Source organism: Buttiauxella noackiae (genome assembly GCF_000737905.1).
GTDB lineage: Bacteria > Pseudomonadota > Gammaproteobacteria > Enterobacterales > Enterobacteriaceae > Buttiauxella > Buttiauxella noackiae.
In genome coordinates this window covers 297,111-311,909 of sequence record NZ_JPRU01000003.1, presented here as the reverse complement: position 1 = coordinate 311,909, position 14,799 = coordinate 297,111, and the positions used below count along the sequence as shown (strand labels likewise).

At 51.1% G+C, this 14,799-nt stretch carries 9 protein-coding genes; 8 read left to right on the top strand and 1 reads right to left on the bottom strand.

Annotated features, from left to right (window positions below):
- The 6 genes from IX31_RS17300 (at window position 1) to IX31_RS17275 (ending at window position 10,639) form a co-directional block, all read left to right on the top strand.
- Window positions 1-3,846: a cellulose biosynthesis protein BcsC gene (locus IX31_RS17300; protein WP_034460605.1), complete on the top strand. Its 3,846-nt coding sequence runs from the start codon at window positions 1-3 to the stop codon at window positions 3,844-3,846.
- A gap of 2 nt (window positions 3,847-3,848) precedes the next feature.
- On the top strand, window positions 3,849-4,316 hold the full coding sequence (gene bcsD / locus IX31_RS17295) for a cellulose biosynthesis protein BcsD (protein ID WP_034460604.1): 468 nt from the start codon (window positions 3,849-3,851) through the stop codon (window positions 4,314-4,316).
- A gap of 9 nt (window positions 4,317-4,325) precedes the next feature.
- Window positions 4,326-5,321: a family 8 glycosyl hydrolase gene (locus IX31_RS17290; RefSeq protein WP_034460603.1), complete on the top strand. Its 996-nt coding sequence runs from the start codon at window positions 4,326-4,328 to the stop codon at window positions 5,319-5,321.
- Between the two features lie 168 nt (window positions 5,322-5,489).
- Window positions 5,490-7,481: a biofilm formation regulator HmsP gene (gene hmsP, locus IX31_RS17285; RefSeq protein WP_034460602.1), complete on the top strand. Its 1,992-nt coding sequence runs from the start codon at window positions 5,490-5,492 to the stop codon at window positions 7,479-7,481.
- 167 nt (window positions 7,482-7,648) lie between these two features.
- Window positions 7,649-8,935, top strand: a complete 1,287-nt coding sequence (locus tag IX31_RS17280; protein ID WP_034460600.1) for a dicarboxylate/amino acid:cation symporter — start codon at window positions 7,649-7,651, stop codon at window positions 8,933-8,935.
- Window positions 8,936-9,151: 216 nt separating this feature from the next.
- On the top strand, window positions 9,152-10,639 hold the full coding sequence (locus tag IX31_RS17275) for a M16 family metallopeptidase (RefSeq protein ID WP_034460599.1): 1,488 nt from the start codon (window positions 9,152-9,154) through the stop codon (window positions 10,637-10,639).
- A gap of 87 nt (window positions 10,640-10,726) precedes the next feature.
- Here the strand turns inward: IX31_RS17275 and kdgK are convergent, their stop codons facing one another.
- Window positions 10,727-11,659: a 2-dehydro-3-deoxygluconokinase gene (gene kdgK, locus IX31_RS17270; protein ID WP_034460598.1), complete on the bottom strand. Its 933-nt coding sequence runs from the start codon at window positions 11,657-11,659 to the stop codon at window positions 10,727-10,729.
- Window positions 11,660-11,891: 232 nt separating this feature from the next.
- Here kdgK and pdeH point away from each other — a divergent pair, with 232 nt between their 5' ends.
- Window positions 11,892-12,665: a cyclic-guanylate-specific phosphodiesterase gene (gene pdeH / locus IX31_RS17265; protein WP_034460597.1), complete on the top strand. Its 774-nt coding sequence runs from the start codon at window positions 11,892-11,894 to the stop codon at window positions 12,663-12,665.
- 65 nt (window positions 12,666-12,730) lie between these two features.
- Window positions 12,731-14,797: an AsmA family protein gene (locus tag IX31_RS17260; protein WP_034460596.1), complete on the top strand. Its 2,067-nt coding sequence runs from the start codon at window positions 12,731-12,733 to the stop codon at window positions 14,795-14,797.
- The last annotated feature ends 2 nt before the right edge of the window (window positions 14,798-14,799 follow it).

Below are 14,799 nucleotides of genomic sequence, written 5' to 3'. Positions count from 1 at the left end.
ATGAATCATAAAAACAAAACCGCCCGTCGCTTGTTAACTCTGTGCTTCTTTGGCGGCCTGACGTTCGGCGCCCAGGCTGCGGAAAACAACCCGGCGTTAAAAGCGCTGTTTGACCAGGCTAATTACTGGCATGAAAAGTCGCATGACGAGCTGGCAAAAGAAGCGCTGCAAAAAGTGCTGATGGTTGATGCCAATAACACGCAGGCGATGTACCTGATGGCATTGTGGGCGCAGCAGGCCGGGGATATCAAAGGTGCTGCCCAGTGGCGCGAACGCCTCGCGGCGGTGTCACCGCAAGATAACAATTTGCAGGCACTCGATAACGCGAAACAAATTCAGCAAATCCCACGTGGGCAGCTGGATTTAGCGCGTCAGCAGGCGCGAAGCGGCAACATTCCCGCGGCTCTGGCCACCTGGCACAGTTTGTTTAATGGCGATCAGCCGCCGCCAAGCCTCGCACCAGAATATTATCTGACGATGGCGGGTGATAAATCACTCTATCCGCAAGCTCTGGCTGGGTTGCGCCAGTTTGTCGCGCAAAACCCGCAGGATAACGGCGGGAAAATTGCGCTGGGTAAAGTGCTGACCTATCAGGAAGGCACACGCCGTGAAGGGATAGATCTGCTGCAAAATATGGCGAGCGGCAGCTCAGACGCAGATAAATCGCTGCGCCAGGCCTTGTTGTGGCTTGGCCCAACGGCGAGTGATGAAACCTATTATCAAACCTTCCTGCAACGCCATCCAAAAGATATGGCGGTACAAGACCACTACCGTAAAAGCATTGGTGGTACAGCGAAAGGTGAAGGCTTTACCGCACTCAATAGCGGCAATACTGATGCGGCAAAAAACCAGTTTGAACAAGTGCTGCAAACTAACCCGCAAGATGCCGATGCGCTTGCCGGGATGGGTTATGTCGCACAACGCAAAGGTGATTACACTGCTGCATCAGAATACTTAAACCGTGCGGCAAGCCTCGGTGGCGACCAGTCGGATGAGCGCAAACAGCAGGCTGAGGACGCGGCGTTTTACGGGCAGTTGGCGAGTGCTCAGGCGGCATTCAAACAGGGTAATGTCAGCCAGGCGCTGGCACTCAGCGCACCTCTGGCGCAGCAAAGCGGTGAACGTGGCACAGCGGCAAAATTATTCCGCGCCGATGTGCAGCGCCACAATAAAGATTACGCCGCCGCAGAGCAGACATTGCGCGGTATTTTGAGCGAGCAGCCAAATAATGGCTCAGCCCGTGAAAACCTTTACTACGTGCTGCGTGAGCAGAATAAAACCGCTGAAGCGCAGGCCATGTTGCAAACCTTGCCTGCAAGTTTACAAGCGAAGTTGCAGCCGCGAGTTTCCGGTGGCAACCCTACTGACCCGGTGCGACGCCAGGCACAGCAGGCGGCGGCAAATGGCGATCCACAACGTGCCATCGCCATTTTGCAGCAGGGGGTTGCACGCTACCCGTCTGACCCATGGTTGCGCCTTGATTTAGCACGCCAGCTACAAAAACAGGGCAACAGCGCGGAAGCCAGCAACGTGATGGCGCCCTCTTTCCGGCCGAATGCTTCCAACGCTGAACTCTATGCAGGCGCTTTGTTTGCCAGCGAAAACAACGCCTGGCAGCAATCACAGACTTTGTTGTCGCGCATTCCGGCTTCTAGCCAGACAAGCGAGATGCGCGCACTTGCGTCGCGTGTGAACTACAACCTGCAAATGACTGTGGCGGAACGTTATCTGGCCCAGGGTGATAACGTCGCTGCGGCTAATACCTTAAAAGCACTGGCTACGCGTCCACCGCAAAGCCCGGCTGATGCTGGCAAGCTGGCAAAAATGCTGGCGCAAACGGGTGATGTCAGTACCGCCGTGGCGATTGTGCGCGGCAACATGAGCCGGGGTGTGCAGGGCAATGCGGGCGATTATGGCGACCAGATTGCCGTGCTTAATCAGGCGGGGCTTGGGCGTGAAGCGCAGGCGTTTCTTGCCAGCCCTGAATTGCAGTCGCGTAGCACGCCGACTCAGCTTGCCAGCGTTCGCAATGGCTACGTGATCAATGAAGCTGACCAGCTTCGGACTCAAGGCAATTACGCGGCAGCGTACGACAAATTGATCCGCGCCATGCAGAGTGACCCGCAAAATACCGACCTGATGTTTGCAATGGCGCGTTTGTATCAGTCCGGCAAAATGAATAAAGAAGCCGGGGTGGTTTACGACTACCTGATGACCCGTGACACGCCTGATCAAGATGCGCGAGCGGGTGCTATTGATGTCGCGCTTGCCAGTAAAGATGTGGATAAAGCGAAGCAGCTAGCAGCTGGTTTGCATAACGATGAAACACCGGATCGCTTGCTGTTGCTGGCGCGTGTGGCGGAAGCTGATGGTAACCACCAACAGGCGATGAGCTATTTACGTACTGCGCGTGGGAAGCTGCTTGGTCTGCAAGGGGTCGGTGATGGCACGGCTCCGACATTAGGTGGCCTGGCGTTGGCGGATAACCCGTTTACCCCGAAAACTTCTGTCGCCCCGCAAACGGCTTCAAATTCACTGTATGGCGAAGCGATGCCGTGGCAAGTCGCTCAACTGGCACGTAATCCGCAAACTGCATATCCAGGCACTACGCGTACCGATCTGCCTGTAGAAACAGCTCAGGCAGGCACGTTGCGTCAGGTGGATAACATGATGGAGCAGTTAACCGACAAAACGGCCACATGGGCACGAGGTGCGGTATCTGTACGTGGTCGTGATGGCGAAAGTGGCCTGAGCAAACTCACCGAGATAAAGGCTCCGCTACAGTGGTCAACGGTGCCATTTGGCGATTCGCGTTTAGATCTTAACGTTACGCCAATTAGTCTGAATGCCGGTAGCTCGTCAGATGAATCCAGCCGTCGTTTTGGTACGGGAGCATTAATTCAAGGGGAAGTTGCCCAGGATTTGTATAACTCCTCAACTACCACGCCGCCGGAACTGCCAAATATCGACAAGATCAAGGTGCCTTCACAAGGCTCGCAAAGCACTGCGGGTGTAGAAGTCGCTATGGCGTTAACGGGTGAGCAGTACAAACTTGATGTCGGCTCAACACCGTTAGGTCAGGATTTGAATACCGTTGTTGGTGGCGTGCAGTGGTCACCACAACTGACTGATTACCTGAAATTGATTTTGACCGGCGAACGCCGTGCGGTAGTCGACAGCTTGCTTTCTTATGTCGGTGTGGAAGATAAATACAGCGGCAAAAAATGGGGCCAGGTCACCAAAAACGGCGGTAGCGCGCAGTTGAGCTATGACGATGGTGATGCCGGTTTCTACGCAGGTGTCGGGTTGTATAACTACATCGGTGAAAACGTACCGAGCAATGACAACTTCACCGGAAATGCGGGAGTTTATATTCGTCCATATCGTGCTGATGACCGCGAGCTGAAAACCGGTATCAGTATGACTTACATGGACTTCTCTAAAAACCTTAGCTACTTCAGTTATGGGCAAGGCGGCTACTTTAGCCCGCAGGATTATATTAGCGTCTCCTTCCCGGTGGATTACACCCAGAAATTTGATAACTGGAATATGTCTGTTGGTGCGTCGCTGGGTTATCAGTCTTACAGCCAGGACGAAAGCCCATATTTCCCGACTGACTCAGCCATGCAATCACAGCTGGAAGATTACGTCTCCAGAGGTTTTGCCAAAGAGGCGTGGTACAGCGGTAGTAGTGAAAACGGTATGGGTTATAACTTGCGTGCCGCAGCCGACTACAAAGTTAATAAAGATATGACGATTGGTGGCCAGGTCGGCTATGACACCTTTGGTGATTACAACGAAAGTACCGCGCAACTCTACTTCCGTTACCTGCTGGGGAATAATTAATCATGAATGACGCGCAGCTTTTGCAGTATTTTCAAAATCAGCAGACCGAATCGGGCTGGTTTTCTCTGCTCCACATCATGATAGACAGTATGGTGGCGAATGCAGGTGAAGCAGAAAGCCGCCAATTTCTGATACAAATGGGTGATGCGTTGGCTGGACGCCACCCGTTAGCATTAGCGCGAACTGTGGGTGAGCTCGAAACGCAGATAAATGTTCAGCTCGCTCGTTTCAACTGGGGCTATATTGATATCGAAGCCAGCGAAACGGCGATGTTGATTCGTCACATGGCTTTACCTGTTCCTGCGGATGAAGCGCAACAGGCCTCCTGGAATAGCGCGTTTAGCGCGGTTCTGGAAGGCGTATACGCCCGTTGGTTACGCGATCAGGGTGGAAAACCGCATGTGTCGCTGTGGCGTGAATCTTCTGGGTCAGCAACAGTGGTACACTTTCGATATCAAAATAGTCGATGAGGTGCTTCGATGTGGCAGCGATGCAAGACACTGATAGTGGCAGTGTTTGCCTTGATCTTTAGTCAGCAAGCTCTGGCTGATAATGCATGGGATAGCTACAAATCACGGTTTTTAATGCCTGATGGTCGCATCATCGACACTGGCAATAAAAGCGTTAGCCACACCGAAGGTCAGGGCTTTGCCATGATGATGGCGGTGGTCAACGATGATCAAGTCAGTTTCGATAAGATGTGGAACTGGACGCGAAAAACCCTGAAAAACCCTGAAAATGGTCTGTTCTACTGGAGATATAACCCGGTCGAGGCACAACCGATCACCGATAAAAATAACGCCACCGATGGCGATACTTTTATCGCATGGGCGTTGCTTAAGGCGGGGACAAAATGGCAAAACCAGGATTATCTCAACCAATCAGATGCGATTACCAAGGCACTGATTGCACATAACGTTGTCCGTTTTGCGGGTTACCAGGTGATGCTGCCCGGAGCCAAAGGCTTTAATCTCAACAGCTACGTGAACCTTAACCCTTCCTATTTTATTCTTCCGGCCTGGCAGGACTTTGCTAACCGCAGCCATTTAATGGTGTGGAAAGATTTGATTAGCGACGGGCAGGAGTTGTTGGGAAAAATGCACTTTGGTAATCCACAACTCCCTTCTGACTGGGTTTCACTCTATTCTGATGGCCGCACCGTTCCGGCAAAACAGTGGCCTGCGCGCTTTAGCTACGATGCGATTCGTGTTCCACTTTACGTATCATGGTTTAACCGTAGCAGCCCGGAGCTTCAGGTTTACAAAAACTGGTGGGGACGCTTTGCGCGTGATAAAACGCCTGCCTGGGTGAATGTGACAACTGGCGATCCCGCGCCATATATGATGAACGGTGGGTTATTGGCGGTGCGCGATTTAGTGCTCCAGTCGGCAAGTGTTGAGCAGCCGCAAATTATGGCTCAGGACGATTATTATTCCGCGAGCTTGAAGATGCTGGTGTCACTGTCGGTGAGGTGATTTTTGATAGTGCGTAGTACCCTCACCCGAACCCTCTCCATCAGGAGAGGGTACATCCTGAAGATTTCCCTGATTAGCCAGCCTCAACACCTAAACATCACTACAATGCAGTATACTCAGCCTGCTTAAGAATATGCCTATACGGCACGGTAATTGCGGAGAGTAAGTTTGCGAGTCAGTCGTTCATTAACGATTAAACAAATGGCAATGGTGTCAGCCGTTTCCATATTGTTTATTTTTATTTTTATCGTGGTACAGCTTTTCCACTTTGTGCAGCAAAGCCGCTACGACACTGCAAGCCAGATGGAGAAAATCGCCCATTCGGTGCGTATTCCGCTGTCTGCAGCAATCCTTAAAGCAGATATTCCTCAAGCTGAATTCATTCTTAATCAAATACAACCCTCCGGGATTATCAGCCGGGCAGATGTTGTTTTACCGAATCAGTTCCAGGCGTTACGCCAGAGCTTTGCACCAGAACGCCCGATTCCGATGTGGATTGCTCGTCTGTTTGAGCTCCCCGTGCAAATTTCGTTACCACTGTATTCACTCGAACGCCCGGCAAATCCGCAGCCGTTGGCTTATCTGGTGTTGCAGGCGGATTCCTGGCGGATGTACAAATTCATCATCAGTACGATTTCCACGTTGCTGACCACATATTTGCTACTGGCGCTGATTCTCTCGGTTGCCATCAGCTGGTCGATTAACCGTTTAATTGTGCACCCGATCCGCAAAATCGCTCGTGAGCTCGACAGCTTAAGTCCGCAAGAAGCGGCGAGTCATCAGCTCAAACTGCCGCATCTTCATCATGATGATGAGATTGGGATGCTGGTGCGCAGTTATAACCGCAATCAACAAATGTCGCTGCGCTTGCATGAAGAAATGAGCGCTGTGAGCACCCGAAACACAATCACAGAACTGCCAAATAAAGCCCTGTTCCTGGCGTTGCTGGAACAACTCACGGCGAGTGGCAAGAACAGCACACTGATCGTGATTGCCAGTGAAACCTTGCAGGATGCAGCTGGCGTGTTAAATGAAGAGCAGCGCGAAATGCTGTTGCTGACGCTGGTCGAAAAAATTAAAAGTGTTCTCTCACCGAATATGGTTCTGGCACAGCTTAGTGGCAATGACTTCGGCATTATTGCGCATGGTGTTCAGGACGCCTGGCAGGCGATGGCGCTGGCAAAGCAAATCCTCACGGTGCTCAACGAAAAATTACCGATTCAATCGATATCTCTTAAGCCTACGGCCAGCATCGGTATTGCGATGTATCACAGCGGCCTGGCAGCAGAGCAGTTGTATCGTCGCGCGGTATCGGCGGCATTTTCTGCCCGTCGCCACGGCAAAAACCAGATTCAATTCTTTGACCCTGAACAGATGGAACTGGCTCAACGCCATCTGACTCAGGAGCACGATTTAATGAACGCTTTAGAGAATCAACAGTTTGCGATCTGGCTGCAACCACAGGTCAATATGCATACCCGCGAAGTTGTGAGCGCGGAGGTTTTGCTGCGTATGCAACAGCCAGATGGGAGCTGGGCGTTACCTGACGATTTGATTGCGCGTATTGAAGATTGTGGCCTGATGTTCACTATCGGCAACTGGGTTCTTGAAGAAGCTTGCCGCGTCCTGGCAGGTTGGCAGAGCCAGGGCATCACGATGTCGTTGTGTGTGAATGTTTCTGCACATCAGTTGCTGCACGAAGAAATGGGCTCGTCGCTGTTAGAGTTATTGACGCGTTACCGCATTCAGCCGGGCATGCTGATTCTGGAAGTAACGGAAAGTCACCATATCGACGACCCGAAAAAAGCGATTAGCATTTTGCGACCTCTGCGTAAAGCCGGAGTGCGTATCGCACTGGATGACTTTGGGATGGGCTATGCCAGCCTACGCCATTTGCACTATTTGAAAGCGCTACCGGTAGATATCCTGAAACTCGACAAGAGCTTTATCGATGGCTTGCCGGAAGACAGTGCGATGGCTGGCGTGATTATCGGTATGGCGAAAACCCTTGGGCTGAAACTGGTAGCCGAAGGGATTGAGAACCAGGCTCAGTGTGACTGGCTATTAAACGAAGGTGTGACTCTTGCACAGGGGTATCTCTTCTCCAGGGCCATGACACTTAAAGAGTTTGATGCGCAGTACCTATCTACCGCTCACTAGTAAACTATTTGTTGTAAATGTTACCAGGCTGGCGCGAGTCAGTTCAATTATTTAACAATTATGTTTACAAATTAGCGCTATATCACTTCTGGGTGTTTTTGAGGGTGTTATTTTTGATGCCGCAAACCGAAAGGTTTTGTGGAATCTCTACCTCTCAAGGACACCCTATGAAACTCTCTCTCTTCAAAAGCCTCTACTTCCAGGTGCTCACAGCAATAGCCATCGGTATTTTGCTCGGGCACTTTTACCCGGAATTAGGCGCACAGATGAAACCGCTCGGCGATGCATTTGTTAAATTGATTAAAATGATTATCGCCCCGGTTATCTTCTGTACGGTTGTGACGGGTATTGCCGGTATGGAAAGCATGAAAGCTGTGGGCCGTACTGGTGCGGTGGCGCTGCTTTACTTCGAAGTGGTCAGTACCATCGCGCTGATTATCGGCCTGATCGTGGTAAACGTGTTACAGCCAGGTGCTGGCATGAACGTTGACCCGGCAACTCTCGATGCTAAAGCGGTAGCAATCTATGCCGAGCAGGCGCAACAACAGGGTGTCGTGGCGTTCTTGCTGGATGTCATTCCAGGTAGCGTTATCGGTGCATTTGCGAGCGGCAATATCCTGCAAGTGCTGCTGTTTGCCGTGTTGTTTGGTTTTGCGCTGCATCGTCTGGGCCACAAAGGCCAACTGATTTTCAACGTCATTGAAAGCTTCTCGCAGGTCATCTTTGGTATCATCAATATGATCATGCGTCTTGCGCCAATTGGTGCTTTCGGGGCCATGGCTTTTACCATCGGTAAATATGGCGTGGGCTCGTTGGTGCAGCTAGGTCAACTGATTATCTGCTTCTACATCACCTGTATTCTGTTCGTTGTGCTGGTGTTAGGGTCGATTGCCCGCGTGACAGGTTTCAGCATCTTCAAATTTATCCGTTACATCAAAGAAGAGCTGCTGATTGTTCTGGGTACATCTTCGTCTGAATCTGCGTTGCCAAGAATGCTCGATAAAATGGAGAAACTCGGCTGTCGCAAATCGGTAGTGGGGCTGGTGATTCCAACCGGTTACTCGTTTAACCTTGATGGTACCTCTATTTATCTGACGATGGCGGCGGTGTTTATCGCGCAGGCAACCAACAGTCACATGGATATCTTCCATCAAATCACGCTGCTGGTAGTGCTACTGCTCTCCTCCAAAGGTGCGGCGGGTGTAACCGGAAGCGGCTTCATTGTGTTGGCTGCGACGATTTCCGCTGTCGGGCATCTGCCGATAGCAGGACTTGCGCTGATTCTGGGGATTGACCGCTTTATGTCGGAAGCCCGCGCGCTGACAAACCTTGTCGGTAACGGTGTTGCGACGGTTGTAGTGGCGAAGTGGGTGAAGCAACTGGATGAGAAACAGTTGAAAGAAACTCTTGATAATCCACAATCTGCAAAAAAAGTGAGCGAAGTCTCGTCTTAACCCCCTCAATTGCCCACAGCGACTTGCCCTCGCTGTGGGCTGCTGCGCATAATTGACCCCTGAGCCATTTTCTTTGGCGTTTTTTTTAATTTTAAAGTGACGTTTCCGTGAAGATGCGGTCAAACGGAGTGGTGAAATGCCATTTGTGGTGGCTTTGTTGCGTAATACTATGTCGCCATTACACTTTTTAATCAGGATTGTTTTCCAGGGGTTCACATGCAGGGCACCAAAATTCGACTCTTAGCTGGCGGATTGCTGTTGGTCGCCGCCGGCAGTAATGTGCAGGCAGAAGCTCTACAGCCCGACCCAGCCTGGCAGCAAGGGACGCTGGCCAACGGTTTTCAATGGCAAGTCCTGGCCACACCTCAGCGTCCTAGCGATCGTATTGAAATTCGTCTGTTGGTTAATACTGGTTCATTGACTGAAACCACCCAACAGAGCGGCTATAGCCACTTTTTACCTCGTCTGGCGCTGACACAAAGCGGCAGCTTGCAGCCGTTACAGGCTCGTTCTCTATGGCAGCAAAGTGTGGACCCAACGCGTCCTCTGCCCCCGGTTATCGTGTCTTATGACTTCACGCTGTTTAATCTCAGCCTGCCAAATAACCGCAATGATTTACTCAAAGAAGCCTTAACCTATCTTTCAGACAGCAGTGGCAGAATGGCAATTACCCCTGAAACGGTAAATGTCGCGCTCCAAACTCAAGATATGGTTTCCACCTGGCCGATGAACACTAAAGACAACTGGTGGCGCTATCGTTTGCAAGGTTCCTCGCTGTTGGGCCATGACCCGGCAGAAGATCTCAAGCAGCCAGTTGATAACGAACAACTGAAGGCGTTCTACCAGAAATGGTATACCCCGGATGCGATGACACTGATTGTGGTAGGTAATGTCGATAGCCGCAGCGTTGCCGATCAAATCAACAAAACCTTTGGCACTCTGACTGGCAAGCGTGCAACACCTGCACCGGTTGCTACCCTTTCTCCGCTTAAACGCACGGCAGTAAGTCTGATGACCGATAGCGTGCGCCAGGACAGGCTCTCACTGATGTGGGACAACTCCTGGCAGCCTATTCGTGAGTCTTCTGCGCTGTTGCATTATTGGCGTGCAGATCTCGCACGTGAGGCGCTGTTCTGGCATGTTCAGCAGAATCTCAGCAAGCAGAATATCCAGGAACTGAATTTGAGTTTCGATTGTCGCGTACTTTATCAGCGTGCGCAGTGCGGCATTAATCTGGAATCGCCAAATTCAAAACTGAACGCTAACTTGATGGCTGTCGGCAAAGAGTTGGTTAACGTGCGTGATAAAGGGCTATCTCAGGAAGAATTTGATGCGTTAATTGCGCAGAAAAAAGCTGAACTTGCCAAGCTGTTTGCGACTTACGCGCGTACAGATACCGATGTATTGATTAGCCAGCGTATGCGTTCACTGCAAAACCAGGTTGTGGATATTGCCCCGGAGCAGTATCAGAAACTTCGTCAGGACTTCCTGAGCAATCTGACACTGAGCATGCTGAACCAGGATTTGCGCCAGCAGTTGTCTCAGGACATGGCTCTGGTGTTGTTGCAACCCCAGGGTGAGCCTGAATACAACATGAAGGATCTGCAAGCGACTTGGGATAAAGTGATGGTTCCAGCTAAGGCGTTTCCGTTAACGGATGAACCAAAGCAGGATACGACTTCAGATATTCCTCCAGCTCAGTGACCGTAAAAAAGGCCTTAAGAACAATGTTCTTAAGGCCTAAATCATTCGAGATACAGCCAATCTGCAACTCGAATTATGACGGTATTATTACTTCGGCATCGCTTCTTTAGGAATGATCGCGCCGCGATACTGAATCACGGTGCTTGCGGTCAAATGCCCGCGTTTTGCCGCTTCTTCTGCACTGCCACCGGTCAAACGTACTGCCAGATAGCCCGCGCTGAAAGAGTCACCAGCTGCCGTCGTATCGATCACTTTTTCTTTCGGTAGTTTCACCGCAGGAACTTCTAACGTTGATTCACCCTGAATCGCCACCAGGCAAGAGTCAGCGCCACGCTTGATAACCACTTCACGCACGCCAGCTGCCTGAGTACGGTGAATCACTTCTTCAACGGGTTTCTCGCCCCACAACAAATCTTCGTCATCCAGCGTCAGGAACGCGATGTCAGTACAGGCCAGCATTTGCTGATAGACCTGTTGTGTCTCTTCACGGCTTGCCCACAGGCGCGGACGGTAGTTGTTATCGAAGATAACCTTGCAACCGTTAGCACGGCACTCAGTCAGCAGAGCCATCAGTTTTTCACGGCTCGCCGCGTTGAGGATAGCCAGACTGATACCGCTCAGATACAGGTAGTCGAACTGTGCCAGTTCAGCGCAAATAGCCTGAGCTTGATCGCTCTCCAGCCAGAAACGGGCTGCGGCTTCGTTGCGCCAGTAGTAGAAGGTACGCTCGCCAGTGGAGTCGGTTTCGATGTAATACAGACCCGGCAAGCGGTGTTCCAGGCGCTGTGTCAGTTCGGTGTGAACATTTTCTTGCTGCCATGCGTCGAGCATTTGTTGGCTGAAATTATCTTCACCCAGAGCTGTAACGTAATGGACTTCAAGATCGGCTGCGTCAACCTGACGTGCGATATAAACGGAGGTGTTTAGGGTGTCGCCACCAAAGCCGCGGCTAACTTCCGCACCTTTTTGCGACAGTTCAATCATACATTCACCGATAACGGCGATTTTGCGCGTTGGCATAGCAGTAAACCTGAATTAATGAAATTGCCACTAGTTTGATGGTCGGTTAAAAACGAGTCAAACAATTTAAAACGATGTTTCGGAAAACTTTGAGCTAAGGCAGTTTATTGACGATGTTAGATAACTCCCACTGAATGAGGTTGTACTGAAAGCGAACATAAAGTTCTCATGCGCCACGCCGATAACTTCTCGATGAGCCATCTGAGTTATCAAGGTAAACAGGACGTACATGATGAAGTTTAAGCAGATCACTCACCGGCTTAATACGCTTGAGGCGAGTGTCGAAAGTTTGCAGGAGCGGCGGTTCTGGTTGCAGTGCCAGCGGCAGTACACCTTCCAGCCGATTTATAAAATCGACGGCAACTTAATGGCAATCGAGTTGCTAACGGTGGTGACACACCCGGATGAACCGGAAATTCGCATTCCACCCGATCGTTACTTCACATCTGTCTCTTTCCGTACGCGACTGATGGTTATCGAAGAGCAACTTAGTCTGCTGGCTGAATGGGAGTCCGTTTTCCTCGGCTATAAAATCTTAGCCTCGGTAAATGTCGATGGCCCGACATTGATGGCGATGAAACAGCACCAACCGATTCTTGCGCGCATCAATAAAATGCCATGGGTACGCTTTGAACTGGTTGAACATATCACCCAACCACAGGCTATTACGCTTGCTGGAATGCACGAATTTGGGCCGTTATGGCTTGATGATTTCGGGACTGGAGTCGCTAATTTTTCGGCGTTAAGTGAGATGCGCTACGACTACATCAAAGTCGCGCGTGACTTATTCATCATGCTGCGCACCAGCGATGAAGGTCGCAATTTATTCACCATGTTACTGCAATTGATGAACCGTTATTGCGAGGGTGTCATCGTCGAAGGCGTCGAAACGGAAGATGAATGGCGCGATGTTCAAAACTCACCTGCGTTTGCGGCACAAGGCTATTTTCTCTCACGCCCCATTCCTTTTGAACAGTTAGAAAATGTGCTAACTCGCCTCTCCTGATGCTGTTTTGGCGCCACTAAACTATCTTTAGTGAAAGTGAGCCACATCAGGAAAGGGTGAAAGGCATGACAAAAACTGGAAAAATCGTTAGTGGAGTCGTCGGGGTTTTATTGTTGTTGGTTGTGGTGGCAATCATTGTGATTGCGACGTTTGACTGGAATCGGCTCAAACCGACCATCAACCAAAAAGTCTCGACAGAATTGAACAGACCATTCGCCATTCGTGGCGATTTAGGTGTGGTTTGGGAACGCAACAAAGAAGAGACAGGCTGGCGCAGTTGGGTGCCCTGGCCGCATGTTCATGCCGAAGATATTATTCTCGGTAACCCGCCTGATATTCCTGAAATCACGATGGTGCATCTACCGCGTGTTGACGCCACCCTGGCACCACTCGCGCTGCTGACGAAAACGGTCTACATCCCATGGATTAAGCTGGTGCAACCGGATGCGCGGCTGATTCGCCTGTCAGAAAAAAACAATAACTGGACCTTTAAACTTGCCAGCGATGGGACAAAAGATCCCAATCAGCCGCCGTCTGCCTGGTCATTCAGAATGGACAATATTCTGTTCGATAAAGGCCGCATCGCCGTTAACGATAAACTCACCAAAGCCGAGATAGAAATCCTCGTCGACCCACTCGGCAAACCATTGCCGTTTAGTGAAGTCGAAGGGAAGAAACCCACGGGCAAAGATGCCGCAAAAGCCGGAGATTATGTGTTTGGCCTGAAAGTGAGTGGCCGTTATAACGGCGCGCCGCTCGAAGGTAACGGCAAAATCGGCGGCATGTTAGCGCTACGCAGCGAAGGTGAAACCGCCTTCCCGGTGCAGGCGGATGTCCATTCCGGTAATTCCCGTGTGGCGTTTATCGGTACCATTAACGACCCAATGAAAATGGGTGGCGTCGATTTACAGCTTAAATTCTCCGGTGATTCGCTGGGCAATCTTTATGATTTAACCGGCGTATTGTTGCCAGATACGCCACCGTTTGAAACAGATGGGCACCTGCTGGCAAAAATCGATACTGAAAAAGGTTCGGTATTCCGCTACCAGAACTTTAACGGGCGTATCGGCGACAGCGACATTCACGGCTCGCTCACCTATTCGCAAGGCAAACCGCGCCCGAAACTGGAGGGGGATCTCGAATCTAAACAGCTCCGTCTGGCCGACTTAGGCCCGCTGATTGGCGTGGACTCTGGCAAAGGTGCACAAAAGAGCAAACAGTCTGAGCAAGCCAAAGGCGAGAAAACCGTTCAGCCGAGCGACAAAGTTTTGCCGTATGACCGTTTTGAAACCGACAAGTGGGATGTGATGGATGCCGATGTGCGCTTTAAAGGCGGCCGTATCGAACACAGCGGCACGTTGCCACTGAGTAACTTATCCACGCACGTGATTTTGAAAAACGCTGACCTGCGGCTCCAGCCGCTGAAATTTGGCATGGCGAACGGCACCATCAGCGCCAATATCCACCTGGAAGGCGACAAAAAGCCGATGCAGGGAAGAGCAGATATTCAGGCGCGGCGTTTACAACTCAAACAGTTGATGCCGAAAGTGGAGTCAATGCAAAAAACGCTCGGTGAGCTAAACGGTGATGCGGAATTACGGGGCCGTGGTAACTCTATTGCTGAGTTGCTGGGCAGCAGCGACGGTAACCTGAAATTGTTGATGAATGATGGGTTAATCAGCCGCAACCTGATGGAAATCGTTGGCCTGAATGTGGGGAACTATATTGTTGGGCAAATCTTTGGTGATGACGAAGTGCGGATTAACTGTGCGGCGGCAAACCTTGATTTACGCGGCGGTGTGGCGACTCCACGAATATTCGCCTTCGATACTGAAAACGCGCTGATAAACGTCACAGGTACCACCAACTTTGCCAGCGAACGGCTCGATTTAACCATCGATCCTGAAAGCAAAGGGATTCGCATCATCACACTGCGTTCGCCGCTGTATGTGCGCGGTACCTTTAAGAACCCGGATGCTGGTGTGAAAGCGGGGCCACTCATTGCGCGTGGTGCGGTAGCCGCAGCCCTGGCAACGCTGGTGACGCCAGCCGCAGCGCTGTTGGCACTGATTTCACCGTCCGAAGGGGGCCAGAACCAGTGCCAGAATATTTTGGGACAGATGAAGAAGTGATG